We start from the raw sequence: 24,247 nt of genomic DNA, 5'->3' as shown, positions 1-24,247 counted from the left end.
GCCGCGCACCGACCGGGGGCGGAATCCTCGCCGTCCTCGCCGGTGTCAGGGAATGACCATGACCGGGCGGCGTGCCCGGCGGGCCAGCCGGCCGGCCACCGAGCCGAAGATCCGGCCGACGAGACCGTGCGTCGAGCCGACCACGATCGCGTCGGCCTCGTACTCCCGGCCGACCTCCTCCAGCTCGTGGCAGATGTCGCCGCCGCGCTCGACGAGGATCCAGGGGACCTCGGCGAGGTGGTCGGCGCAGGCGAGCTCCAGCCCGAGCACCTCGGTGCGGTGATCGGGGACGTCCACGAAGACCGGGGGTTCGCAGCCCGCCCACACCGTCGTCGGCAGCCGGTTGGCCACGTGGACGATGATCAGGCCGGAGCCGTGGCGTCGCGCCATACCGATTGCATACGCCAACGCGCGTTCGCTCGACGTGGAGCCGTCGAAGCCGACCACGACGCCGTGCCGGAAGGCGGGATCGCAGGAGTGGTGCTTCTGTTCCACCGCTTCGAGGTCCGCCATCGGATCGGCGACCTGCTTGCGGTCCGCGGGTTCAGGGGTTTCGTGACCGGCCATGGGTGTCTCGGCGAGAACGTCCTCTTGCGGAGGGGCGAACGGGGAACGGCGATTGACTTGATCCGGCAGTTGACCTGGGCGGCTCGATCAAGGAGCAGGAGCCTTAGTTCAAAGAGGAACAACACGACTGGGAATCATCTTTCCAAGCCGATACCCCAAGAGTACGGCGCTACTCCTTCACTGCCCAGAACGCCCACGGGTCACCGGGCGCCCGTACGGGGCGGTCCGGGGCCGCAAGCGTTCCCCGGAGCATGCCGGAGCGTGGCGCGGATGGCAATGCCCCGCCCTGCCCCCGTACGTACCCCCGGCGGCGCCCCGCGCGCATCGACGGCGCCGCCCTCGCCGCCTGGCCTCGGTGATCACCACGACGCCGCCGCCGCACCGTAGATCACTCGACCCGGTGAGCGGCGTCGCGCCCCCGGGCGCGTCCGACCGCCCGCGGCACCCGTCGTCTTGATCGCGGGCGGGACGGCACCGGCGGGCACGGACGGGCGCCACGCTCGGCGCCGCGGGGGCGGCCGGCGCCCGCCGCGGGTCATCGCACCGACCCGAGTGGACAACCACGCAACCCCGTGCTGGAGACGCCACCCACCAGAGGGGCAAAAGGGGAAATACCGGGACGGGAGTGCAAGGGGGCGCACCCCTCAGCAGGGGGCGCACGCCGGCCGATTGAGAGCTCCGCAAGTCTGTGCACGACCGTTTTCGGCCAACTTCCGGCCCGTACTCACCCCTTGCCCTGGACCCCCCTCAACCCCGGTGTGAGCAGGGAGGAAAGGACCGCCGGGCATGGTTGTGCCCTACTGCGAACGGGCAGAGCCGAGACGCGTACTTCCCATGCAGGCCCGACGAGTGGAACGCTTCGTGATCGAATGCTTCGCGCCAAGTTGCCATATCGACATACCAGCGGGTGGTGAACTTGGCACTCCATCCTCACGGGACACAGTAGATTCGATCTTGGTAGCTACGGCGGGGGAACTGTGCAAGACCGAGAGGGCGAGACGACCGAGGGGGGCTTAAGTGCCATGAGCCAGGACTCCGCTGCCGTACCACCAGATGCCGCACGCAAGCTCGCCGCCCGACGACGCCGCGAAATAGTCGCGGTGCTCCTCTTCAGCGGCGGCCCCATTTTCGAGAGCTCCATTCCGCTCTCGGTCTTCGGCATCGACCGCCAAGACGCAGGCGTTCCGAGGTACCGGCTACTTGTGTGCGCGGGCGAAGATGCGCCTTTGCGCACGACCGGGGGGCTCGAATTGTCAGCCCCCTACGGGCTGGAGGCGATCTCCCGTGCCGGGACGGTCGTCGTACCGGCCTGGCGTTCCATCACCCAGGCCCCGCCACCCGCGGCGCTCGACGCACTGCGTCGTGCGCACGAGGAAGGGGCCAGGATCGTCGGGCTGTGCACGGGGGCGTTCGTCCTCGCCGCAGCCGGACTGCTCGACGGCCGACCGGCCACCACCCACTGGATGTACGCGCCGACGCTCGCCAAGCGCTACCCGTCCGTCCACGTGGACCCGCGTGAGCTCTTCGTCGACGACGGCGACGTCCTCACTTCCGCCGGCACCGCCGCCGGGATCGACCTGTGCCTCCACATCGTGCGCACCGACCACGGCGCCGACGCGGCCAACGCGCTCGCCCGCCGACTGGTCGTCCCGCCCCGGCGGACCGCGTCCGACCTCGGGCACCAGCGCTACCTGGACAGGTCGTTACCTGAGGAGATCGGCGCCGACCCGCTCGCCGAGGTCGTCGCCTGGGCGCTGGAGCACCTCCACGAGCAGTTCGACGTGGAGACGCTGGCGGCCCGCGCGTACATGAGCCGGCGCACGTTCGACCGGCGGTTCCGCTCCCTCACGGGCAGCGCTCCGCTCCAGTGGCTGATCACCCAGCGGGTCCTCCAGGCCCAGCGGCTGCTGGAGACCTCCGACTATTCGGTGGACGAGGTCGCCGGGCGCTGCGGGTTCCGCTCGCCGGTCGCACTGCGCGGCCACTTCCGGCGGCAGCTGGGCGCTTCACCCGCGGCCTACCGGGCGGCCTACCGCGCCCGCCGGCCGCAGAACGGTGCGCCCGAACCAGCGCTGCGCCCGGAACGGGCCGAGCGTCCGGAGCGTGAACGGGCGGCGCTGGGCAGCGAGCGGTTCTCCGCCGCCGCCCTGGGCGGGCACGGTCTGGCCGCCGAGGCGGCCGACGTGGGCAAGCCACCGTTGGAGGGTTACGCCGCGCGGCTACCGGAGACCCCGGTCGGCCGGGGGGCCGGTCGCCCCGTACTGCCCGGTCAGCGGGAGCGCCCCGTAGGGTGAGACGTATGAACGATCGCATGGTGTGGATCGACTGCGAGATGACCGGACTCTCGCTGGCGAGTGACGCGCTTATCGAGGTGGCCGCCCTGGTCACCGACTCGGAGCTGAACGTGCTGGGTGACGGGGTGGATGTGGTGATCCGTCCCCCAGCCGAGGCGCTGACCACCATGCCGGAGGTGGTGCGGCAGATGCACACCACCTCCGGGCTGCTGGCCGAGCTGGACGCCGGAACGACGCTGGAGGAGGCCGAGGCACAGGTGCTTGCCTACATCAAGCAGCATGTGCCGGAGCCGGGGAAGGCGCCGCTGTGCGGAAACTCCGTCGGTACCGACCGCGGCTTCCTGCTGCGCGACATGCCGACACTGGAGAGCTACCTGCACTACCGGATCGTCGATGTGTCGTCCGTGAAGGAACTGGCCCGGCGCTGGTTCCCGCGGGCGTACTTCAACAGTCCGGACAAGAACGGCAACCACCGGGCGCTGGCGGACATCCGTGAATCCATCGCGGAGTTGCGCTACTACCGGGAGGCCGTGTTCGTGCCGCAGCCGGGGCCGGACTCGGAGACCGCGAAGGCCATCGCGGCCAAGCACAAGCTGCCCGCCGAACCGGCGTCGGCAGGACAGTGACGTAGCTCGCTCCCGGGGACGCGAAACCTGGGAGCGAGCACCCCCCGGGAGCCTGTACACTTTTTCTCAGCCGGTGGGGAAAAGGAACCACACAGCACCGGTCTTGGTGGGTATAGCTCAGCTGGTAGAGCACCTGGTTGTGGTCCAGGATGTCGCGGGTTCGAGTCCCGTTACTCACCCCAGCCTCAAGGCCCCCGATCTTCGGATCGGGGGCCTTGAGTGTTTCCGGGTCAGATGCCGCCGCCGGTAGGGGCGCCGGGCGCTCAGTAGCCGACAGTGAAGCGCTCACCGATGTGGCGGGGCTGCTCGATCTCGTCGAGGACGGCGACGGCGTAGTCCTCGGTGGAGATCCGGCTGCTGCCGTCCGCCGCGACGAGCAGGTCTTCGGTGGCGGTGCGGTAGGTGCCGGTGCGGTCGCCGGGCTCGATGGAGGCGGACGGGCTGAGGTTGGTCCAGCGGACGTCGGAGACGGTGCGGTAGAAGTCCAGGGCGTCGCCGTGCGCGTGCATGATCTGGAGCAGCGGGACCGGGAGGCCCTCGGCGTCCCAGACCTGGGTTCCGTCGGGCTTGCGGAGCGAACCGGCGCCGCCGACCGTGATCAGGCGGGGCGCGTCGCCGCTCAGCCTCCGCACCCCCTCGACCAGCGCCTCGGCGGCGGGCCGGATGGTGGCGATGTGGCCGGCGCCGTCGCCGCCGCCGACCGCGCTGACCACCACGTCCTGGCCCTTGGCCACCTCGGTGACGGACTCCGAATCGAGCACGTCGCCGTAGACCACGGTGAGGGCAGGGTGGGTCACGGTGACCTTCGCGGGGTCACGGACCACCGCGGTGACCTGGTGGCCGCGGCGCAGGGCCTCGTCGAGGATGCGGCTGCCGATGGTGCCGTTGGCCCCGAACAGAGCGATCTTGGACATGGTGCGTTCTCCCAGTGGTTCGGTGCGGGCTAGGTGTGCCCGGGGGTAGGCGCGGGGTGGCGGCCTCCGTGGTGCGGATGCCGTTTTCCGCCATCAGCTGTGCTGACGTCTCCTACGCTAGGGGTATCAACGGGAGATTCCGGGGTAGCGAGGCGACGGGTCATGGTGAAAAAGCGACAGGACCCCCGAGAGGATGCAGGGGCGATCCGTGAGGTGGCGTTCTCCGCGCCGGCCGGGCGGCCCGCCGGGGTGGAGGTACTGACCCTCGCCGAGCTGCGCGAGCGCGCGGACGCCTGCCGGCTCTCGACGCCGCACCGGCCCGGCTTCCACCACCTGCTGGTCCTGGACCGCGGGCACCTGGTGCACTGCGTCGACTTCCGGGAGCACCTCATGGAGCCCGGGGACCTGCTGTGGTCACGGCCCGGGCAGGTGCAGCACTTCGGGGACCTGTCCGGGGCGGAGGGGCGGCTGGTGCTCTTCGAGTCCGGGTTCCTGGACCCGGCGACCGCCGCCGCGGCCCGCATCGAGGACTGGTACGGGCCGGCCGTGCGGCACCCCGAAGGCGTCGCGGCCCGGGCGTTGGACGAGGCGTTGACGCAACTGCACCGGGAGTTCGGGGCGCTGGGCGGGCTGCCGCTGGAGGTGCACCTGGAGGTGCTGCGGCACCTGCTGGCCGTTCTGGTGCTGCGGGCCGCGCATCCGGAGGGGCCGGCGGACCGCCCGGACGGCGGGACGTGCGAGGCGGGCGAGACGTACCTGCGGTTCCGGGACGCGGTGGAGCGGGGGTTCGCCCGCAGTCGCCGGGTCGCCGACTACGCCCGGGCGCTGGGGTACGCGCCGCGTACCCTCTCGCGGGCCACCGAGGCGGCGGCCGGGGTCGGCGCGAAGGAGTTCATCGACCGGCGGGTGGTGCTGGAGGCCAAACGGCTGCTGGCGCACGGCGACCAGCCGGCGTCGCGGATCGCGGACCGGCTGGGTTTCGCGGACGCCACCAACTTCAACAAGTTCTTCCAACGGCAGGCCGGGACCACGCCGATCGCGTTCCGGGCCGCCGTACGGGGCGGGGACTGACCGGCTCGCGTCGTCGGGAAGGGGCGGGGCGAAGGGAGGCGGGGCGCAGCGGGTGGGGGGTGGCCGCCGCGCCCCGCCTGGGGCGGTCCGGGGCAGGGGATCCGGACCGGTGGGGGGTCAGCCGGTGTAGGCGCCGAACGCCTTGGTGAAGGCCAGCGGGGCCTGGTCGATGGAACTGCACGTCGGCTCGGCGGAGTTGGACGATCCACCGGGGCAGGGCTGGTCGCGGGTGGCGGACCACATGGACAGCCAGGCCAGGTGCTTGCTCTGGGCGAACTTCACCAGGGTGGTGGCGTCGGCGGGCTTGAAGACCTCGCCCTGGACGTCGTTGACGCCGATCATCGAGGTGACCGCCACGGTCTTCCAGGCGTCCGCGTCGCTACGGCCGAGGGCCTTCTTGACCTGGGCCTGGGTGGCGGTGGCGGCCTGGGTGGCGTAGGTGCCCATGGCGCCGTTGTAGGAGGAGCCGTAGTCCATCGCCATGATGTTGACGGCGGAGACCTGCACGCCGTTCTGCCGGGCGTTGCTCAGCAGGTTGACGCCGTCCGGGGTGAGGCCCTCGGGCATCACCGGCAGGGTGAAGGAGACGTCGAGGCCCGGGTGCTGCTTCTGGAGTTGGGCGATGGCCTGGGCGCGGCGGGTGTTGGCGGCCGCGTCGGGCAGCGCGCCGCCCTCGATGTCGAAGTCCACCTTGGTGAGCTTGAACTGGTCGATGGCCTTGCCGTAGGCGGCGGCCAGTTCGGACGCGGAGGAGCACGCGGCGGCCAGTTCGGTGCCGTTGGCGCCGCCGAAGGAGACCCGGACGTCGCCGCCGGCCTTGCGCAGCGCCGGTATCTGCTTGGCCACCGCGTCGCTCCCGAGGTCGCCGGAGCCGCCCCACTTGGGGACGCAGCCGCCGCCGGAGGTGAGGAAGGCGAGGGTGAAGTGCTTCACCCCGGTCTTCTGCGCGGTGCCGGTCAGGTCGTAGGCGGGGGTGAGGGAGGTGTCGACGTACGGGGTGAAGCCGGCCTTGGCGGCGGTGGGGGCGGCCTGCGGGGCCTTGGTGGCCATCGCTGAGCCGGCGACGGCGAACCCGCCGCCGACCGCCAGCGCGCCGGCCGCCGCCGCGCCGATCAGCTTGCTCGTCCGGCTCATCCGGCGCCGGTGTGCCGAGGAACTCATCTCGTGCCTGCCTGTCGTCACATGGGGGGGGGGAGTGCACCCGTGGGGGAAGGTGCGCCCCGCACGCTAGTGGCAGCGAAACGGACAAATGCCGGGTTCGGTACGGCGGTTGGCGGAATTATGGCCGCCTTAAGGAAGCGGAAGGGGGCGGTTAAGAGCCCGCGCCCCGGCCCGGGGACCGGCCGCCCGGCGCGGCGCCGCGGACGGCCCGCCGGCCCCGGGTGCCGAACACCCGACCGCCGATGCGGCGACGCAGCCGGTGGCCGCGCCGGGCGCCGGGGTGGGCGCGCCGCCCGTCCAGGGCCAGCCAGACCCGGACCTCGGTGCCGCCCAGTACGGAACGGCCGATCCGGACGTCACCGCCGGTGGACTCCGCCAGCCGGCGGACGATGTCCAGGCCGAGGCCGGTCGAACCTCCCCCGGCTACCGCCGGGTGGTGCCCCCTGCCCCCACCCGACCAGCCGCGACGCAGCGCGGCGGCCGGGTCGGCGATGCCCGGCCCGGCGTCCGAGACCAGCACGATCACCGCGTCGTCGGCGTTGTGCACGTCGACGGCGAAGGCGGTGCCCTCGGGGGTGTGGCGGAAGACGTTGCCGAGCATGGCGTCCAGGGCCGCGGCGAGGTCGGGGCGGGCGACCGGCACCCGCACCGGGCGGTCCGCGCCGGCGACCCGTACGGTGCGGCCCTCGTCCTCGGCCAGCGCCGACCAGAAGTCCATCCGGTCGTGGATCACTTCGGCCGCGTCGCAGCCGGCGACCGAGGCGGCGGCCTGTGCGGTGTGTTCCCGCTGGGCGCGGGCGGTGCGGATGACCTGGTCGACCTCGCGTTCCAGTTGCTCGACGGCGGCCCGGGTCTGCTCGGCGGCCGGACCGTCGCCGAGCGAGGCGGCGTTGAGCCGGAGCACGGTCAGCGGGGTACGCAGCCGGTGCGAGAGGTCGGCGGCCAGCTCGCGTTCGTTGGCGAGGAGCTGGACGACCTGGTCGGCCATGGCGTTGAAGGCGCTGGCCGCCGAGCGCAGTTCCTTGGGGCCGTCCTCCCGCACCCGGACGCCGAGGTCGCCCCGGCCCAGGTCGTGGGCGGCGGCGGACAGCCGCTCGGCGGGGCGCACCATCCGGGTGCCGAGCCGGTCGGCGACCGCGACCGAGCCGATGACCAGTGCCAGGCCGACGCCGGCCAGCACCGCCCAGGAGGTGGCCACCCCGTTGGTGAGCGCGTCATCGGGGACGTACACCTCGACGACCGCGATCCCGGAGGCGACCGCGGTGGGCTGGAGCAACGACGTGCCGCCGGGGACCTGGGCGATGGAGGCCCGGCCGAGCCGGACCGCGGCGGCGACGTCGGCGGGGGCGGCCCGGCGGGCGCCGATCTCGGCCGGGCCGCCGTCCTTGCCGCCCTCCGGGACGTGGATGCCGATCCGGCCGCCGGGGCCGGTTTCGGCGCTGGCCAGGGCCCGTTCCAGTTGGGTGGGGTCGGTGGTGATGGCGAGGACCGGGCCGAGGGCGGCGGCCTGCCGCTCGGCATTGGAGTAGGCGCGGTCGGAGGCCATCTCCTTGACCACCAGCCCCAGCGGTACCGCGAACGCGACCACGACCATCGTGGTGACCGCCAGGGCCACCTTGACCAGGGCCCACCTCACGGCGTCTCCCCGGCCGCCGCTCCGCGCGGGGCGCTCACCGTGGCGGCTCCAGCTTCACGCCGACGCCGCGCAGGGTGTGCAGGTACCGGGGCCGGGCCGCGGTCTCGCCCAGTTTGCGGCGCAGCCAGGACAGGTGGACGTCGATGGTCTGGTCGTCCCCGTAGGACTGCTGCCAGACCTCGGCGAGGAGTTCCCTGCGGGGCACGACCACGCCGGGGCGCTGGGCGAGGAAGGCCAGCAGGTCGAACTCGCGGCGGGTGAGGTCGAGCGCGGTGCCGTCGAGCGCGGCCCGGCGGCGCAGCGGGTCGATGGACAGCCCGCCGACCAGGATCACTCGTGAGGGCGGTTCTGCGCCGGGTGCCGCGCCCCGGGCCCGGCGCAACACGGCCGCCATCCGGGCCGAGAGGTGCTCGACCGAGAACGGTTTGGTGAGGTAGTCGTCCGCGCCGTCGTTCAGCAACCGGACGATCTCGGCCTCGTCGTCCCGCGCGGTCGCGATGATCACCGGGACGTCGGTGATGCCGCGCAGCATCTTCAGCGCCTCGCCGCCGTCCAGGTCGGGCAGACCGAGGTCGAGGACGACCAGGTCGAAGCCGACCTGAGCCACCTCGCGCAGCGCTTCCAGGGCGGTCCCGACGCTGCGCACCGCGTGGCCGGCCTCGGTCAGATGCCGGATGAGCGCGGAACGTACGAACTGGTCGTCCTCGACCACGAGCACTCGTGCCATGGGCGGCACCGTACGCCATACGGACGAGTTTCCTTACGCGCGGTTGACAACCGGACGGCCCGGCGGCCGGCGCCGGACGGGCTGCGACCGCTGCGGCGGGTGGGGCAAGATGAGCCAGATGCAACGAGGTCTGGTTCATGCGGCGGCCTGGACGCTGGCGACCGGCGCCGCGGTCACCCTGTCGTGGTTCGGCGTGCACACCGTGCTCTCCGGCACGGTCTACGACGCACCGCGGGCGCTGCCCCTGTCCGACCAGGTGGCCGCCTCGGCCCTGCCGCAGGTCTCCTCCACCCACCGGCCGAAACCGTCCGCCTCGGCCTCCGCGAGCCCGTCCTCCTCCCCCGCCGACGACCGGCCGGCGCGGACCACCGCCCCGTCCCGCACCGCCGGCGACCTCGCGCCGGCCGCCTCGGCCAGCCCGGGCGGCAGCACGTCACCGGCCACCGGCGGCCGGGTCCGCAGCTTCGCCACGTCCGGCGGCCGGGTGGTGCTCTCCCTGGGCTCCGACTCCGCCGAACTGGTGTCGGCGACCCCCAACGCGGGCTGGGAGATGCAGGTGTGGAGGCAGGACCAGTGGCTCCGGGTCGACTTCACCGGCGGTGGCGCGCACACCTCGGTGATCTGTACCTGGAACGGCCACCCGCCGACCGTGGAGACCAGCAACCACGCGACGTAGCAAGGGAGTTGACGTTGGCCGGGCCGTGGGCGCCCTTCAGGTGAAGACGCCGGCGGGCGGGGCCGGTGAGGCGACCGCGGTGGCGTCGGTGACCGGGGCGGCGCCGCCGGTGAAGTCCAGGAGCGCCCGGCCGTGTTCGACCCGGCCGGCGTGCGGGTCACCGGCCGCCCGCCGGGTCAGTTCGGCGACCGGCAGGGCCCGGTCGGCGGCGAGCAGCACGGCGTTGCCGAACCGCTTGCCGCGCAGCACGGCCGGCTCGGCGGTCAGCGCCAACTCGGGGAAGACGGTGTGGACGGTGGCGATCTGGCCGCGCAGGAACGCCAGCGGCGGCCCGTCGGCGAGGTTGGCCGCGTAGCAGCCGCCGGGCCGCAGCGCCCGGCGCACCTCCGCCACGAATTCGACGCTGGTCAGATGCGCGGGCGTGCGGGCCCCGGCGAAGACGTCGGCGATGACCAGGTCCGCCCAGCCGTCCGGGATCCGGGCCAGCCCGGCGCGGGCGTCCGCACCGCGGACCCGGATCCGCCAGGTGTTCTCCAACGGCAGCTGGTCGCGGACGAGTTGGACCAGCGGGGTGTCGATCTCCACGACCTGCTGGGTGGACCGCGGCCGGGTCGCGGCGACGTACCGCGCCAGGGTCAGGGCGCCGCCGCCGAGGTGGACGACGCGCAGCGGCGCGCCGGGCGGGGCCACCAGGTCGACGATGTGGCCGAGCCGCCGCTGGTAGGAGAACTCCAGGTACGACGGGTCGTCGAGGTCGACGTGGGACTGCGGGGCGCCGTCGATCAGCAGCGTCCAGCCGCGCGGTCGGTCCCGGTCGGGGCGCAGTTCCGCGACGCCGCCGCCGACCGTCCCGGTCACGGGTTCCGGGCCGCCGCGCCCGCGTCTGCTTCTCGCCATGCCTCCAGTATGGCGTGCCGCCGCGGGACGGTATCCGCTGGTCAGGGCCGGTGCGAGAAAGGAGGCGGCGGACCGCCCAGCGGCTTGGGGCCGTGGGCAGTCCGCCTGGTGTGCCGTGATCCGAGCCGGTCCGCATGTCCCTGGGGACCGGCGTGGGGTCACTTGTTGAGGCAGAAGTTCCCGAATGCCGGGTTCAGCAGCGCGAACAGGTTGACGCTGTTGCCGCACACGTTGATCGGGATGTTGATCGGCACCTGGATGACGTTGCCGCTGAGGACACCCGGCGAGTGCGCGGCGAAGCCGACCGCCTTGGCACCGGTCCGACCGTGGTGCCGGCCCTCGTCGAAACGACCGTGATGGCCCTTGCGGCCGTGGTGCCCGCCGTCGGCGGAGGCGAGACCCGCGCCACCCAGTACCAGCGTCGAGGTGACCGCAGCCACCGCCGCGGTCTTGGCGAACCGCTTCATTCCGTTCTCCTCTCAGTTTACGAATGGGGCATCGGACACAACGAACAATATGGACTGGGGATGCGGGTGCTACCACTTAAGCGGATTCATTAGCCTGTCTGGCTGGTATTCGTCTGATCGGAAACCAGGAAGACACCGCGGCGCGCCTGCCACGATTTCCGGCATGATTTCTGCCAGAGTGCTCTCCTGTTTGACTGATTTGCAGCCGGAGAGGACGTCATGCCGAAGTCGATGGACCGCACCGGGCGCGGCGCCGTATGCGCGCTCGCGGCCCTGGCTTTGTCGGCCACGCTGACTTCGGCAGTAGCCGCCCCGGCCCCCCGGGATTCCTCCCGAATTCCGTTCGCCGAGCGCTTCCACGTCACCGGGCGCGGCGGCCTCGCACGGGTCGCCCATTCCTTGGTGACCTGCCGTCCGGCGGCGCGCCGGGCGGCCCCGACCGACCCGTCCTGCCCCGCGCCCCGCCGGACCGGCCGCGCCCGGCTGCGGCTGCCGGCCGGGTCCCGGGTGCGCTACGCCCGGCTGTACTGGGGCGGTGACCTGCGGTCCGGAGGGCCCGCGGCGGCCCGGGACGCCGGGCAGGTGCTGCTCGCCGGGCCCCGCGGCCGGTACGAGGAGGTGCGCGCGGACAGCCCGATCGGGCGCCGTACCACCGCCCGGACCGACGACTATCAGGCGTCCGCGGACGTCACCGCGGTGGTGCGGCGCGGCGGGCCGGGTGCGTACGCGGTGGCCCGGCCGGCCCCCGAGCGCGGGCGGGCGCGGGGCGACTGGGTGATGGTCGTCGCCTACGAGAACCCCAAGGAGCCACTGCGGCGGATGGCGCTGTGGGACGGCTTCGAGCCGCTGGGCGGGCACCGCCGGGCGTTCGCGGTGCACCTGACCGGGCTGCGCATTCCGGCGCGGGCGCACGGGCGGGCCGGGATCGTGGCCTACCACGGAACGCACGAAAAGCAGCACACAATCTCTGCCCGGGCCGGTCGGATTACCCCGGTCGCGCTTCACGATTCCACCGATCAGACGAACGGAGCGGTGCACTCGACCGGCCCGAATTCTGATCGGCAAACGCGCCGGGCACCCGTTTACCGCACCACTCGTGGTTTTGATTCCGAGGTCTTCGACCTGACGCCGGCGCTCCGGTCCGGAGGCGATCGGCTGGCATTCCGCTTCACCACCCGAAAGGCGGGATTTCTGCTCGGCGCGCTCTTCGTCCAGGCCGATCTGCGGCACTGAACGGCGGGCACCGGCAATTCTCGCGGAGTTCTGACAGCTCGGTAATCAGGGGAGCAGTGCGCGTGCTGCCACAAGACCTGCCGTCCCAGGACCGCCTCACGGTCCTCCATGTGTCCCAGCCGGTCGACGGCGGGATCGCCCGGGTCGTCGCCGACCTGGTGCGGTCCCAGGTGGCGGCCGGACTACGGGTGGTGGTGGCCGCGCCGCCCGGCGGCACCCTGCACGTCGAGGCCGCCGTCGCGGGCGCCGAAGTGGTGCTCTGGTCCGCCCGCGGCGCCCTCGGGACGACGCTGTCCGGGCGCCGGCGACTGACCCGGCTGGTCCGGCGCGCCGGCCCCCACCTCGTGCACGCCCACGGGCCCCGGGCCGGGTACACCGCCCGGATGGCCCTGCGCGGCCGGATCCCGACCGTCCACCAGCCGCACTGCTGGCCGTTCGAGGCGGTCGGCGGGTTGGCGGCGCGGATCTGGGAGCGGTACGCGGCGCGTTGGACGGACCGGGTGCTGTGCGTGAGCGAGGCGCAGCGGCGGCGCGGGGCGACCGCGGGGGTGACGGGCCGGTGGGTGGTGATCCCCAACGGCGTGGACCTGCGGCGGTTCTCGCCCACCGACGACGACGCCCGGGCCGCGGCGCGCGAGGCCCTGCCCGCGCTGCGCGGCACGGTGCCGGCCGGGGCGCCGCTGGTGGTGTGCGTGGCCCGGTTGTGTCCGCAGAAGGGCCAGTCGACGCTGTTGCGGGCCTGGCCCGAGGTGGCCGCGGCGGTCCCGGGCGCCCGCCTGGTGCTGGTCGGGGACGGGCCGGACCGGGCGGCGCTGCGGCGGGCCGCACCGCCCGGGGTGCTCTTCGCCGGCGCCGCCGACAGCGCCGCCCCCTGGTACCGGGCGGCGGACCTGGTGGTGGTGCCGTCGCGGTGGGAGGGGATGGCGCTGGTCCCCCTGGAGGCGATGGCCTGCGGCCGGCCGGTGGTGCTCAGCGACGTCGGCGGGGCCCGGGAGTGCCTGCCGGCCGACGCCGCCGACGACTGCCTGGTGCCGCCGGGCGACCCGGCCGCGCTGGCCCGGACCGTCACCGCCCTGCTGGCCGACCCCGACCGGCGGACGGCACTCGGCGCACGGCTGGCGGACCACGTACGGATGGCCCATGACGTGCAGCGGACGGCGGGTGCGGTGCTGAACCTCTACCGGGAACTGCTCGCCGTACCGCCCGTCCTGACCGCGGCGCGGGCCGGGCGATGACCGCCGAGCGCGCGGACGCTCCCGCGGTCGACGCCGAGAGGTGCGCCCGGCCGCCGGCCGGGATGCTGCCCCAGCCCGCCGTCCCGGTCCGGCCGCCCCGCCGCCCCGCGCCCGACCCGGCGTCACCGGCCCGGTCCGGCCGGACCGTGCCGCGGCGGGCCGTCCCCGCCCTGCTGGCGACGGCCGACGCGCTGGCCACCGCCGGCGCGGTCCTCCTCGTAGGAGCGGACCCGGCGCTGCTCGCCGGTCTGGTGCCGGTCGTGCTGCTGCTCAACTCCCGGGCCGGGCTCTACCGTCCGGGCCCCGCCCCGGCCGCGCTGGACGAGCTGGCGCCGCTGCTGGGCCGGGCCGCCGCCGGCTGGTGCGCGGCGGCCGCGGCGCTGGCCGCGCTGCGCCCCGGGCTCGCGCTGGGCCCGGTCGCGCTCCCGGCCGCGGTGGCCGCGCAGGCGGCGCTGGCCGGCGCCGGCCGGGCCGTGGTGTACCGGGTCCGGCGCGCCGCCGCCCGGCGCCGCCCGCGGTCGGCGCTGCTGGTCGGCCCGGAGTCGGCCGCCCGGCAACTGGCCGCGGCGCTGCTGGCGCACCCGGAGTACGGGCTGCGCCCGGTGGGCGTGGTGGCGACCGGGCCGATCGGGCCCGAGGGCGCCCCGGCCGGCGCGGGCCCCGCGCTGCTCCGCTCCTCGGAGGCGGTCACCCGCGCGGTCATCCGGCACACCGTCCGCGACGCGGTGTTCCTGCTGCCGCCGGAGAGCGACCCGTACGCCGCGGCGCTGCTCCGCCGGTTCCTCGGGCAGGGCGCGGCCGTCTGGCTGGCCGGGGCCGCCGCGGGGCACGACGGGCGGCCGGCGGGGTCGGGCACCGGCCACCTGTGGGGGTTCGCCTGCCGGCCGTTGGAGACCGCGCGGCCCCGGTCCGGCGGGCCGGTCAAACGGGCACTGGACCTCGTCCTGGCGTCGGTGGCACTGCTGTTGGCGGCGCCGCTGCTGCTCGGCTGCGCCCTGGCCGTGCGGCTGGTGGACGGGCCCGGGGTGTTCTGCCGGCCGGAACGCGTCGGCAAGGACGGTCGGCGGTTCGCCCTGCTGCGGTTCCGCACCGCGCGCCCCGGTGCCCGGCCCGGCCGCCTCGGGCGATGGCTGCGGCGCACCTCGCTGGACGGGCTGCCGCAGCTGTGGAACGTGCTGCGCGGCGAGCTGAGCCTGGTCGGGCCGCGCCCCGAACGCCCCGCCCGGGCCGCGGAGTTCGCCCGCCGGCACCCCGGCTACGCGGCCCGGCTCCGGATGCCGCCCGGCCTCACCGGCCTGGCGCAGGTGCACGGGCTGCGCGACGGCGCCCGCGCCGAGGACCGGGCCCGCTTCGACAACCTCTACATCGACGGCTGGTCGCCGGGACAGGACCTGCGGATCCTGCTGCGGGCCGCGGCCCGGTCGCCGTTCCGGCGGGCGGGCCGGTGACCCCGGGCGCCGCGGTGCCGGCCGCCCCGACCGGCCGCCCCCCGCGTCCGCCGCACCGCCGCGCACTGCCCCCCGACGAGGCCGACCCGGCCGCTGACCAGGCCACCCTGGCCGCTACCCCTGGAGGGATCCGGTGAAAGTCCTGCACGTCATCACCGGCCTCGAAGTGGGCGGCGCCGCGCAGCAGCTGCGGCTGCTGCTGCGCCGGCTGCCCGCCCACTGCGAGGTCGTCACCCTGACCAACCCCGGCCCACTCGCCGAGGCCATCGAGGCGGACGGCACCCCCGTCACCCACCTCGGCATGACCGGCACCCGGGACCTGTCCGCGCTCCCCCGCCTGGCCGGCCTGATCCGCACCGTCGGCCCCGACCTCGTCCACACCCACCTCTACCGGGCCTGCGTCTACGGCCGGATCGCCGCCCGGCTGGCCGGCGTCCGGGCGGTCGTCGCCACCGAGCACTCGCTGGGCGACGCGGTCATCGAGGGCCGCCGGCTGACCCGCGGCGTCCGCACCCTGTACCGGGCCACCGAACGGCTGGGCTCGGCGACCGTCGCGGTCTCGGACACCGTCGCCGCCCGGCTGCGCCGCTGGGGTGTCCCCGAGCGGCGGATCCACGTGGTGCCCAACGGCATCGAGGCCCACCGCTTCGCCTACGACCCGGCCGCCCGGGCCACGATCCGGGCCCGGCTCGGCCTGCCGCCCGACGCGTTCGTGGTCGGCGGCGCCGGCCGGCTGGTGCCCGGCAAACGGTTCGACGTCCTGGTCCGGGCGGTGACCCAGCTGCCCGGCGTCCACCTGCTGCTGGCCGGGGACGGGCCGGAACGGGAACTGCTGCGACGGATGGCCGGGCAGTTCGGCTCCGCCGACCGGATCCACCTGCTCGGCGCCCGCGGCAGTGCGGACGGGCCGACGGCCGGTGACGAACCGGACATCCCCGGTCTGCTGTCGGCCATCGACGTCTTCGTGTCGCCGTCCCCCGACGAAGCGTTCGGACTGGCCACCCTGGAGGCCCTGGCCTCCGGACTGCACGTCCTCCACGGCAGCTGCCCGGTCGTCGACGAACTCCCCGACGACCAGGCCCCCGGCGCCCGCCGCTTCGGCCACGGCGTACACGAACTCGCCGCCGCGCTGAGGGAGTTGCGGCGCACCGGAGTGGTCCGGTTGCCGGTGCCCCCAGTAGTGCGGCGCTACGACATCGACCGCAGCGCCCAGGAGTTGATGGCCGTCTACGAGGAGGCCCGCGTCGCGTCGCGGCGGACCCGTCCGGCGACGGCACCCACCGGCCCCCCGCCCCAGGGCCTGCCCCCGGGCGTCTCCCTGCCCGACCCGTCCCCGGCGCCGGTACCCGACGGGCATTCGCTCTCCCAGCGCTGACGGGCCGGCGGGCCGGCCGGTCCGGACACGGCGGAGGGGCGGCACCACGGCCGCCCCTCACCGGCCCCGCCGCCCCACCGGCGGACCGGACCTCTCACCTCACCCGCGCCGACACCGCCGCCTCACTGGCAGCGGTCGACCGCCTCGATCGTGCGGGCCGCCTCCCCCAGCGCGGCCCGCAGCACCACCGGGTCGGTGGCATCGCCGTACGCCCCCTCCGGCGGCACCAGCCAGCCGGTGCCCTGCACCGGCGGCTCCGGCACCGCCCCGCCGTCCGACCCGCCGAAGGAGACCCCGCGCGCGGAGGTCTGGGTACAGGCACTGCCCGGTACGTCCCAGCCGTCGGCGGTCCCCGGCGGGACCAGGAAGCCGAGGGTGTCGCAGGCGCCGTCGTGCAGGACCGGGCCGACGCCGTCCCGCAGCCGCAGGATGTCCACCGCCTCCAGGCCCTGCCGGGCCGGCACCGTGACCAGGTCACAGGGCTGGGCGGCGGCCACCGGGGCGGTATGCCCCTCGTGGCCCACGGCCCGACCCGCGGACTCCTTGCCGCCCCTGCTGACGCCGGTCTCCCACACGGAGAACCCCTCCTCCTGCACGCGCCACACCCTTTACACCGTCTTCAACGGAGGATCGCGTCAACAGCTACGGCGGCGGAACGCTGCAAAGGATGGCACTTCATGGCGGATCGCGGGTGAGATATTCCGGTTTGTTGCCAAACGCAGGGTGGCGGACCCGTCACAGCCGGTACCGTCGACCCGCCGCACCGCCAGGACGCGGCACGGTCACACGATGGCACGGAGTAGGGCACGGAGAGGTCCGCCATGGCGTCGCAAGCTCAGCGTTCAGCGTCGTCCCGCACCGTATCCGCCCGTCCGAACACCGCCTTCCGACAGCTGCGCGGCCGGCTGTCACCCGGCGAGTTCGCGGCGGCGGTCCGACGGTCCGCCCGTGAGATCGGCGAGCAGGTCTCGTGCGACGCCCGCTATGTGGGCCGCGTCGAGTCCGGGGAGATCCGGTGCCCGAACTACGCCTACGAACGGGTGTTCCGGCACATGTTCCCGGGGCTGACGCTGCCCGACATGGGGTTCGCGCCGCGGGAGACGGTACGCGGACGGGGGGCGCGTACGTCGGCAACGAGCGCCGCGGCCCTGGCGACCGACCCCGACCACCGCGATACCCGTATCCAGAACTGCGAGGAGAGCGACGTGCTACGTCGCGCGTTCATCACCGGCGGCCCGGCGGCCGCCCTGGGCCTGGCCGGCTTCTGCCCGGCCGGCCCCCCGGCACAGGCACCGGCCCCGCCGGACGGCTCCGCCGCGTCCGTGCCCGGACCCCGTACCGCCCCCGGCGCCCGGGCCGGCGCCGCCGAGGCCACCGCCGTCGAGGAAGCCGTCCGCCGGATCCGCCTGCTGGACGACCGGCACGGCGCCGACGGCCTGTACCACCGCGCCGCCCAACCACTGCGCGCCGCCTACGAACTGCTGGACGCCGGCACCCAACGCCGCGCGGTCTACGACCGGCTGCACGCCGGAGCGGGCGAACTCGCCATCTCCGTGGGCTGGTTGGCGCACGACTCGGGCCGCTTCGACGACGCCCGCTCGCACTACGCGGAGGCGCTGTCCACCGCCCGGGTCTGCGGCGACGCCGCCCTGGAGGCGCACGCGTTCTGCAACACCGCCTTCCTGGCCCGCGACACCGGCCGGCCGCGCGAGGCGGTACGGGCCGCGCAGGCCGCCCAACAGGCCGCCAAGCGGCTCGGCTCACCGCGGCTGCGGTCGCTGCTGGCGCTGCGCGAGGCCGGCGGCTGGGCGGGCCTCGGCGACCGTACCGGCTGCACGCAGGCGCTGACCCGGGCCGAGCGGCTGTTCGCGGCCGGGCCCGGGGAGCGTGATCCGGAGTGGATGACCTTCTACGGGGAGGCCGAATTCGCGGGCCTCACGGCGCAGTGCTGGGCGGCACTGGGCGAACGGGGGCGCGCGGCGGAGCACGCACGCCGGGCGGTGGCACTGCAGGATCCTCACTTCACCCGCAACATCGCCCTGTTCACCACGGAGTTGGCGGGCAACCTCGCGGCGAGCGGCGCCGCCGAAGAGGCCGCCACGGCCGCTCTCCAGGCGCTCACCCTGCTGGCGCGGGTCCGCTCCGCCCGGATCCGGGCGATGCTGGACGACGCCGCCCGGGCGCTCGGCCCCTACCGCAGCTGCGGCCCGGTCGCCGACTTCCTGGCGCACTACCGGACGGCCGGCGAACCCGTGGGGCGGTAGCCGACCCGGGCCGCCCCCCGCCGAGGGCGGCGGCGCTCAGTCGAGGTCGAGGTGCCCGGTGTCGTTCCAGCTCACCACGGCCGGTTCGTCGTAGGCCCAGCCGAGCACCGACAGGGACGTCGGCGCCAGCCGGAGGCGCGCCGCGAAGGAGATGTCCAGGCCCAGCCAGCGTGCCCCCAGGACCCGCAGGATGTGGCCGTGCGCGAAGACCAGCACATCGCGGTCGGCCGAGCGCACCAGGTCGACGACCTCGTCGGCCCGGGCGGAGACCTCCGCGAGCGTCTCGCCCGCCGGCACCCCGTCCCGCCAGATCAGCCAGTCCGGCCGGTCGGCCTTGATCTGCGCCGGGGTGAGCCCCTCGTAGGCGCCGTAGTCGATCTCCAGGAGTGCGTCCCACTCCTGGGCGCGCGTCCCGAAGCCGGCCAGTTCGCAGGTCTCCTTGGCGCGCACCAGGGGGCTGGTGCGGACCTCGACGTCCGGCAGGCCGTCCCAGGGGGCGCGGTGCAGCCGCTCGCCCAGGAGCTTGGCGCCGCGCCGCCCCTCGTCCAGCAGGGGGATGTCGGTCCGTCCGGTGTGCCGGCCGGAGACGGACCACTCCGTCTGCCCGTGCCTGGCCAGGAGAATGCGCGGTGCCATGGGTCGTACCTCTCGCCGGATTCCCGGCTTGTCGTCGTGCTTCGCTGGGCGCGGGCGGCGCTGACCGCGGCCCTTCCATCATCGCGCACCCGGCGGGAACCCGGCCGGCGGCCCCGGCAAGGGGGCGCCGGCCGCAGTGCGTGGCGCTCGCCGCCGTAGTGGAGCCGGTGCCGGCACCGGGCGTGATGGATGCGAGACTTCGGCGGGTGAACGTTTCCCGCGAAAGCCCACCGAGCCTGCGGCAGCGTTTGACCGAGCTGCGCGGACCGGGGGTGCGCCCCCGGTCGCTGGATGCCCGCGCCCTCGCCGCGCTCGCCGCCAATCCCGGCTGCCGACGCCGGGCGCTGCTGGACGGCGCGGGCGTCGACAAGGGCGCGCTGGCCCGCGCGCTGGGCTCGCCCGCCGCGTACGGCCAGTCCCAGTTCGCCCTGGTCCGCGGCAACTCCTTCGAGGCCCGGGTGAAGGCCGACGGCGGCATCGAACTGCTGCGGCTGGTGTGCGAGCGGCTGGCGCCGGGCACCGCGGTGCCCGAGGACGACGCGGTCGCCCGGCCCGATCTGTCCGCGGCCGGGCCCGAGGGCCGGGCGGCGCGCACCGCGCTGGCGCTGCGCGAGGCGACCGCGGCCGGCGGCTGGGCGCTGCTGGACCACCCGCTGCTGGCGATGGATGTCGCCGGCTCACCGGCCTACGTGGAGCCGGACGCCGTGGTCGTGCATCCGGACGGCAGCTGGACGGTCGTCGAGATCAAGTCCTTCCCGATGATCGACGGGTCCGCGGACGCCGCCAAGGTCGGTGCCGCGGCCCGCCAGGCGGCGGTCTACGTCCTCGCACTGGAGGCGGTGGCCGAGCACACCGCGGCGCACACCGGCCGCCCCGTCCGGGTCCGCGAGCGGGCGCTGCTGGTCTGCCCCAAGGACTTCTCCAACCTCCCGACCGCCGCCACCGTCGACGTCCGTAAGCAACTCGCCACCACCCGGCGCCAGTTGGCCCGCCTCACCCGCGTCGAGGAGATCGCCGACACGCTCCCGGCGGGGACCACCTTCGACCTCGGGCTGACCGACGACGGCCGGACCGCGACCCGCCCGTCCGACGAGCTGACCGAGGCGGTGGAAGCGGTCTCCGCGGCCTACGCCCCGGAGTGCCTGGCCGCCTGCGAACTGGCCTTCCACTGCCGCAAGCGGTCCCGCCAGGACGGTGCGGTGGAGTCCCTGGGCCGCGGCGCACGGGGCGAACTGGGCGGGCTGCGGACCATCGAGGAGGCGCTGGCGGCGGCCGCCGGCGCGCCCGGCGCGGACCCCGACGACCCGGCCGTCCAGGCCCTCCGCGCGGCCGCCGCACTGCGCGCCGCGGCCCTCGCCGGCACCCCCGGTGCACGCACCGGCTCCACCGGAGCGGCTGACGCCGCGCCCCCACCGGCCCCCCGGCACGGGGAGGACACATGTCACTGATCGAGACGCTGGCCCGGATGGAGGCGGTGGCCGCCGGGCGCGCCCAGCCGCTGACCACGGTCCGCCACCGCCACCTCGCCACCGACCCGCTGATCCTGGTCCCGCTCACCACCGCCGGTGAGGCCGGTGCCCCGCTGGGCGCCCTGGTCGGCACGGACCGGGAGAAGCCGCTGCTGCTGACGGTCCCTCAGCCGAGGGACCGCGACCTGCGGTTCGCCTTCCTCGCCGACCTGGCCGAGGCGGTGCTGCCCTACGTGGACGGCTTCGCCGACGACGTCGAGTTCGAGGAGCGCAAGGAGACCGACGCGGAGACCGGCAAGAAGGTCCCGGTGCAAGTCGAACTGTGTACCGACGCACCCCAGTTGATCGTGCCCAGCGCCGCCGGTATCGAGTACGTCCGCCTGCTGGGCCGCTCGATGCGGTTCCGGCGGACGGCCGAGCAGGAACCGGAGACGCCCTACCCCGCGCCGCCGCACGTCCCGCTGCTGGGCCGCTGGTTCACGCACTTCGGCGAGCGGGCCCGGGTGCCGGGCGCTTCCCTGCTGCTCTCCATGACGGGCCTGCTGACCCGCCACTGGGCGAGTGGCCAGAGCGTCCTGGAGGACCAGCACCTGGGTGCGCTGCTCGCCTGGATCGCCCCGCCGCCCGGGGTACCGGCCCAGCGGGCCGCCGAGTTCGCCGAGGCGGCCCGCGACACGGACGGGCAGCTGCACTGCCCGCCGGCCGGACCGGCCACCGACCCGGCGTTCGACAACCGGCTGCTGGCCCCCGCGATGGCCCGCTACGACGCCGGAGCACCCGGCGCCGACGAGGAGGTCCGCGCCCTCGTCGAGAGCCAACTGCGGCCCACCTGGGACGCCGTCTGGCAGGGCATCGACCTGCTCCGCGGCCTCCCCGAGGGCGCCCGGGTCACCGACCGCTGGAAGCGCGACCGCTGGTCGTACACCGCCCACCGCGACCGGATCCGCGCCGGGGAGCCACCGCAGCCCAAGCAGGACGACGCGATCACCGCCGCCCGGAAGCTCGCCGCCCGGGAGGGCGCGCAGGCCCAACTGGACGCCCAGGAAGCCCTGGACGACCCCCTGGTGATGGCCGCCCGACGGCTCGCCGGCGAGGCGTTGCAGGGCACGGTCACCGACGTCGAGATGGCGCTCTCCGAGGGCAAGCGGCCGATGCCGCGCCCCCTGGTGACGCTGCGCACCGAGGACCGTCCCCCGTTGGCCGAGGGCGCCAAGCTCTACCGCGCGTTCCCCGACGGGCGCACCCAGACCGCCGAGTTCGTGGCGTACGCCGCCGGTGAGGAGGGCGCCCCGGTGGTCCGGCTCACCGGTGGCATGGGCCGCGGCCGCACCCCCGAGCCGGGCTCGGTACCGGAGCCCGGCGACGCCCTGTGCTGGACGCTCTTCGAGCACGCCCCGCGCGGCGGCCCCGCCCTCCCGGAGCCGGAGGACACGCCGTGGACGCACGGCGGTCCCCCGGCCGGCCCCGGCGACGCGGCGCCCGCCGCCGATCCGGTCACCCCCGAGGACTTCCTGTGATCCGCGTCCACCGCCCCACGCCCGCCAACTCCCCGGAAAGCGCCCCGGCATGACGCCCCCTCAGTCCCTGCCCGTACCGCCGCCCGTGGACCCCGCCGCGGCGGCGGCCCAGGCGACCGACGCGATCCTGAACGACACGCTGCACAGCACCCGCCGCGGCGTGGTCGTCGACTCCCCGCCGGGCGCCGGGAAGTCCACGCTGGTCGTCCGCGCCGCCCGCGAACTGGCCGCCGCCGGCCGCCGCCTGATGATCGTCGCGCAGACCAACGCCCAGGTCGACGACCTCGTCCTGCGCCTCGCCGCGAAGGACCCCGACCTCCCCGTGGGCCGCCTCCACAGCAGCGAACCCGGCGCCTTCGACCCCGCCCTCGCGGACCTGCCCGCCGTCCGCACCTCCGCCAAGATCGCCGACCTGGCCGCCCTGGACGTGGTCGTCTCCACCGCCGCCAAGTGGGCCTACACCAAGGTCGAGGACCCCTGGCGGCACGCCATCGTGGACGAGGCGTACCAGATGCGCTCCGACGCCCTGCTGAGCGTCGCCGGCCTCTTCGAACGGGCGCTCTTCGTCGGCGACCCGGGCCAACTCGACCCGTTCAGCGTGGTCGGCGCCGACCAGTGGGCCGGCCTCGCCTACGACCCCTCCGCCAGCGCCGTCTCCACCCTCCTCGCCCACAACCCCGACCTGCCGCAGCACCGCCTGCCCGTCTCCTGGCGGCTCCCGGCCTCCGCCGCGCCCCTGGTGTCCGGCGCGTTCTACCCGTACACCCCGTTCCGCAGCGGCACCGGCCCCGGCGACCGGCGGCTGGCCTTCGGCGTACGGGGCGACGGCTCGGCCGTGGACCGCGTCCTGGACGAGGCCGCGGAGTCCGGCTGGGGCCTGCTGGAGCTGCCCGCCCGGCACACCCCCCGCACGGACCCGGAGGCGGTCCACGCCCTCGCCCGGGTCGTCCGCCGGCTGCTGGACCGGGGCGGGGCCGCCACCAGCGAGCACAGCGACGACCCGGAGCCGCTGACGGCCGCCCGGATCGCGGTCGGCACCGCCCACCGCGACCAGGCGGCGGCGGTCCGCGCCGCCCTCGCCGAGCTGGGCGTCACCGGCGTCACGGTGGACACCGCCAACCGCCTCCAGGGCCGCGAGTTCGACGTCACCGTCGTCCTCCACCCGCTCTCCGGCCGCCCCGACGCGACCGCCTTCCACCTGGAGACCGGCCGCCTGTGCGTGCTCGCCTCCCGGCACCGGCACGCCTGCATCGTGGTCTGCCGCGCCGGCGTCACCGAACTCCTCGACGAACACCCCGCCACGGACCCCGTCCAGCTGGGCGTCACCGTGAAGTTCCCGGACGGCTGGGAAGCCAACCACGCCGTACTCGCCCACCTGTCGGAACACCGCGTCCCGCTGCGGGGGTAGTCGACGGTCCCGCGCCGCTCCTGCGGTGGCCCGGGGCCGCATCGCGGGAGCCCCCCAGCGGCGCCCCGTCGGCACCCCCGTCGGCCCCCTTGCGCGGGGCGGGACAATGGAATGCGGCACACAACCATGGAGGTAGGTACATGTCCGAGCCGCAGCCGGCTCCCGATCCACGCGGTACGGCACCCGCCCCCCGCCGCATGAAGCCCGCGCAGTTGCTGTTCGAGCCCCCCGAGGCCACCGCCGACCCCGAGCACTTCTTCGGGTTGGAGTCGATGGAGGACCCCGGCGCCCTGCTCGGCCGCGCGACCGAGCTGACCCTCGCGTTCCGCGCGGCGGCCGACCGCGCGACGGAGTTCCAGGCGATGGCCGCCGCGCAGCTGACCGACCCCCGCCGCTTCGACCGGCTGCCGCTGGCGGAGGTCGCCGAGCGGGCCGACTGGACCGAGGACTACGCGCAGAAGATGGTCGAGTTCGGCCGGAGCCTGATGCGCAGCGGCAGCACCGTCCCGCCCGACATCGACTGACCGGCGCTCGCGCGGGCGTCCGGCGCGTCCGGCGCACCCACGGGGACCGTCAGCGCAGCGGTCCGGCCCACGGCCCCGGCCACCACCTCACAGGAACCACAC

Annotated in this window: 21 protein-coding genes, 1 tRNA gene and 1 pseudogene; 14 read left to right on the top strand and 9 right to left on the bottom strand. The window is 75.0% G+C overall.

Annotated elements, in window-relative coordinates; translation table 11 throughout:
• Nucleotides 1-45: 45 nt before the first annotated feature.
• On the bottom strand, nt 46-567 hold the full coding sequence (locus ACFVT2_RS15405; RefSeq protein ID WP_390017223.1) for a universal stress protein: 522 nt from the start codon (nt 565-567) through the stop codon (nt 46-48).
• A 1,022-nt stretch (nt 568-1,589) separates the two neighbouring features.
• Here ACFVT2_RS15405 and ACFVT2_RS15400 point away from each other — a divergent pair.
• The 3 genes from ACFVT2_RS15400 to ACFVT2_RS15390 all read left to right on the top strand — a co-directional run bounded on the left by ACFVT2_RS15400 (nt 1,590) and on the right by ACFVT2_RS15390 (nt 3,669).
• On the top strand, nt 1,590-2,861 hold the full coding sequence (locus tag ACFVT2_RS15400; protein ID WP_390017221.1) for a GlxA family transcriptional regulator: 1,272 nt from the start codon (nt 1,590-1,592) through the stop codon (nt 2,859-2,861).
• Nucleotides 2,862-2,866: 5 nt separating this feature from the next.
• Nucleotides 2,867-3,487, top strand: a complete 621-nt coding sequence (gene orn / locus ACFVT2_RS15395) for an oligoribonuclease (RefSeq protein ID WP_390017219.1) — start codon at nt 2,867-2,869, stop codon at nt 3,485-3,487.
• A 106-nt stretch (nt 3,488-3,593) separates the two neighbouring features.
• A tRNA-His gene (locus tag ACFVT2_RS15390) sits at nt 3,594-3,669 on the top strand.
• Nucleotides 3,670-3,750: 81 nt separating this feature from the next.
• Here ACFVT2_RS15390 and ACFVT2_RS15385 read toward each other — a convergent pair.
• Complete coding sequence (locus ACFVT2_RS15385; RefSeq protein ID WP_390017216.1) at nt 3,751-4,401, bottom strand: NAD(P)-dependent oxidoreductase; 651 nt, start codon at nt 4,399-4,401, stop codon at nt 3,751-3,753.
• A 162-nt stretch (nt 4,402-4,563) separates the two neighbouring features.
• Here ACFVT2_RS15385 and ACFVT2_RS15380 point away from each other — a divergent pair, with 162 nt between their 5' ends.
• Entirely contained in the window at nt 4,564-5,472 is a 909-nt protein-coding gene (locus tag ACFVT2_RS15380; protein WP_390017214.1) for a helix-turn-helix domain-containing protein, read from the top strand.
• Nucleotides 5,473-5,589: 117 nt separating this feature from the next.
• Here ACFVT2_RS15380 and ACFVT2_RS15375 read toward each other — a convergent pair.
• The 3 genes and pseudogenes from ACFVT2_RS15375 to ACFVT2_RS15365 all read right to left on the bottom strand — a co-directional run.
• Nucleotides 5,590-6,492: pseudogene (locus ACFVT2_RS15375) on the bottom strand (chitinase); the annotation flags it as partial.
• 292 nt (nt 6,493-6,784) lie between these two features.
• Nucleotides 6,785-8,269 carry a sensor histidine kinase gene (locus tag ACFVT2_RS15370; protein WP_390017212.1) on the bottom strand — a complete coding sequence of 495 codons (1,485 nt, stop codon included), beginning with the start codon at nt 8,267-8,269 and terminating at the stop codon, nt 6,785-6,787.
• Between the two features lie 34 nt (nt 8,270-8,303).
• Nucleotides 8,304-8,996 (bottom strand): response regulator transcription factor, encoded by a 693-nt coding sequence (locus ACFVT2_RS15365; RefSeq protein ID WP_390017210.1) that lies wholly within the window; start codon nt 8,994-8,996, stop codon nt 8,304-8,306.
• Nucleotides 8,997-9,114: 118 nt separating this feature from the next.
• Between ACFVT2_RS15365 and ACFVT2_RS15360 the strand changes: the two genes are divergently transcribed.
• Nucleotides 9,115-9,672, top strand: coding sequence for a hypothetical protein (locus tag ACFVT2_RS15360; RefSeq protein WP_390017207.1), 558 nt, complete (start codon nt 9,115-9,117; stop codon nt 9,670-9,672).
• A gap of 36 nt (nt 9,673-9,708) precedes the next feature.
• On the opposite strand, the gene ACFVT2_RS15355 is transcribed toward ACFVT2_RS15360, so the two are convergent.
• Together ACFVT2_RS15355 and ACFVT2_RS15350 are read right to left on the bottom strand one after the other, a co-directional pair.
• Entirely contained in the window at nt 9,709-10,569 is an 861-nt protein-coding gene (locus ACFVT2_RS15355; protein WP_390017204.1) for a spermidine synthase, read from the bottom strand.
• A 158-nt stretch (nt 10,570-10,727) separates the two neighbouring features.
• Entirely contained in the window at nt 10,728-11,036 is a 309-nt protein-coding gene (locus ACFVT2_RS15350; protein WP_390017202.1) for a chaplin, read from the bottom strand.
• A 219-nt stretch (nt 11,037-11,255) separates the two neighbouring features.
• Between ACFVT2_RS15350 and ACFVT2_RS15345 the strand changes: the two genes are divergently transcribed.
• The 4 genes from ACFVT2_RS15345 (at nt 11,256) to ACFVT2_RS15330 (ending at nt 16,327) form a co-directional block, all read left to right on the top strand.
• Nucleotides 11,256-12,269 (top strand): hypothetical protein, encoded by a 1,014-nt coding sequence (locus ACFVT2_RS15345; protein WP_390017200.1) that lies wholly within the window; start codon nt 11,256-11,258, stop codon nt 12,267-12,269.
• Between the two features lie 62 nt (nt 12,270-12,331).
• Nucleotides 12,332-13,504, top strand: a complete 1,173-nt coding sequence (locus ACFVT2_RS15340; protein ID WP_390017198.1) for a glycosyltransferase family 4 protein — start codon at nt 12,332-12,334, stop codon at nt 13,502-13,504.
• Nucleotides 13,501-14,952 carry a sugar transferase gene (locus ACFVT2_RS15335; protein WP_390017196.1) on the top strand — a complete coding sequence of 484 codons (1,452 nt, stop codon included), beginning with the start codon at nt 13,501-13,503 and terminating at the stop codon, nt 14,950-14,952. The genes ACFVT2_RS15340 and ACFVT2_RS15335 overlap by 4 nt, the downstream gene beginning before the upstream one ends.
• Nucleotides 14,953-15,085: 133 nt before the next feature.
• Complete coding sequence (locus ACFVT2_RS15330; RefSeq protein ID WP_390017194.1) at nt 15,086-16,327, top strand: glycosyltransferase; 1,242 nt, start codon at nt 15,086-15,088, stop codon at nt 16,325-16,327.
• A gap of 122 nt (nt 16,328-16,449) precedes the next feature.
• Here ACFVT2_RS15330 and ACFVT2_RS15325 read toward each other — a convergent pair whose 3' ends face one another.
• On the bottom strand, nt 16,450-16,932 hold the full coding sequence (locus ACFVT2_RS15325; RefSeq protein ID WP_390017191.1) for a hypothetical protein: 483 nt from the start codon (nt 16,930-16,932) through the stop codon (nt 16,450-16,452).
• A gap of 216 nt (nt 16,933-17,148) precedes the next feature.
• Here ACFVT2_RS15325 and ACFVT2_RS15320 point away from each other — a divergent pair, with 216 nt between their 5' ends.
• Nucleotides 17,149-18,591, top strand: coding sequence for a tetratricopeptide repeat protein (locus ACFVT2_RS15320; protein WP_390017189.1), 1,443 nt, complete (start codon nt 17,149-17,151; stop codon nt 18,589-18,591).
• Nucleotides 18,592-18,627: 36 nt separating this feature from the next.
• Here the strand turns inward: ACFVT2_RS15320 and ACFVT2_RS15315 are convergent, their stop codons facing one another.
• Nucleotides 18,628-19,227 (bottom strand): histidine phosphatase family protein, encoded by a 600-nt coding sequence (locus ACFVT2_RS15315; protein WP_390017187.1) that lies wholly within the window; start codon nt 19,225-19,227, stop codon nt 18,628-18,630.
• Nucleotides 19,228-19,412: 185 nt separating this feature from the next.
• Here ACFVT2_RS15315 and ACFVT2_RS15310 point away from each other — a divergent pair, with 185 nt between their 5' ends.
• The 4 genes from ACFVT2_RS15310 to ACFVT2_RS15295 all read left to right on the top strand — a co-directional run bounded on the left by ACFVT2_RS15310 (nt 19,413) and on the right by ACFVT2_RS15295 (nt 24,145).
• Nucleotides 19,413-20,675: a hypothetical protein gene (locus ACFVT2_RS15310; RefSeq protein WP_390017185.1), complete on the top strand. Its 1,263-nt coding sequence runs from the start codon at nt 19,413-19,415 to the stop codon at nt 20,673-20,675.
• Nucleotides 20,666-22,213 carry a hypothetical protein gene (locus tag ACFVT2_RS15305; RefSeq protein ID WP_390017182.1) on the top strand — a complete coding sequence of 516 codons (1,548 nt, stop codon included), beginning with the start codon at nt 20,666-20,668 and terminating at the stop codon, nt 22,211-22,213. The genes ACFVT2_RS15310 and ACFVT2_RS15305 overlap by 10 nt, the downstream gene beginning before the upstream one ends.
• A 49-nt stretch (nt 22,214-22,262) precedes the next feature.
• Nucleotides 22,263-23,621, top strand: coding sequence for an AAA domain-containing protein (locus tag ACFVT2_RS15300; protein WP_390017179.1), 1,359 nt, complete (start codon nt 22,263-22,265; stop codon nt 23,619-23,621).
• A gap of 140 nt (nt 23,622-23,761) precedes the next feature.
• Entirely contained in the window at nt 23,762-24,145 is a 384-nt protein-coding gene (locus ACFVT2_RS15295) for a hypothetical protein (protein WP_390017176.1), read from the top strand.
• Nucleotides 24,146-24,247: the final 102 nt, after the last annotated feature.

It is taken from the genome of Streptomyces sp. NPDC058000 (genome assembly GCF_042886435.1).
In the GTDB taxonomy this organism is placed as follows: Bacteria; Actinomycetota; Actinomycetes; order Streptomycetales; family Streptomycetaceae; genus Streptomyces.
The sequence above is the reverse complement of the archived record's forward strand: the minus strand, read 5'-3'. Positions and strand labels throughout refer to the sequence as shown.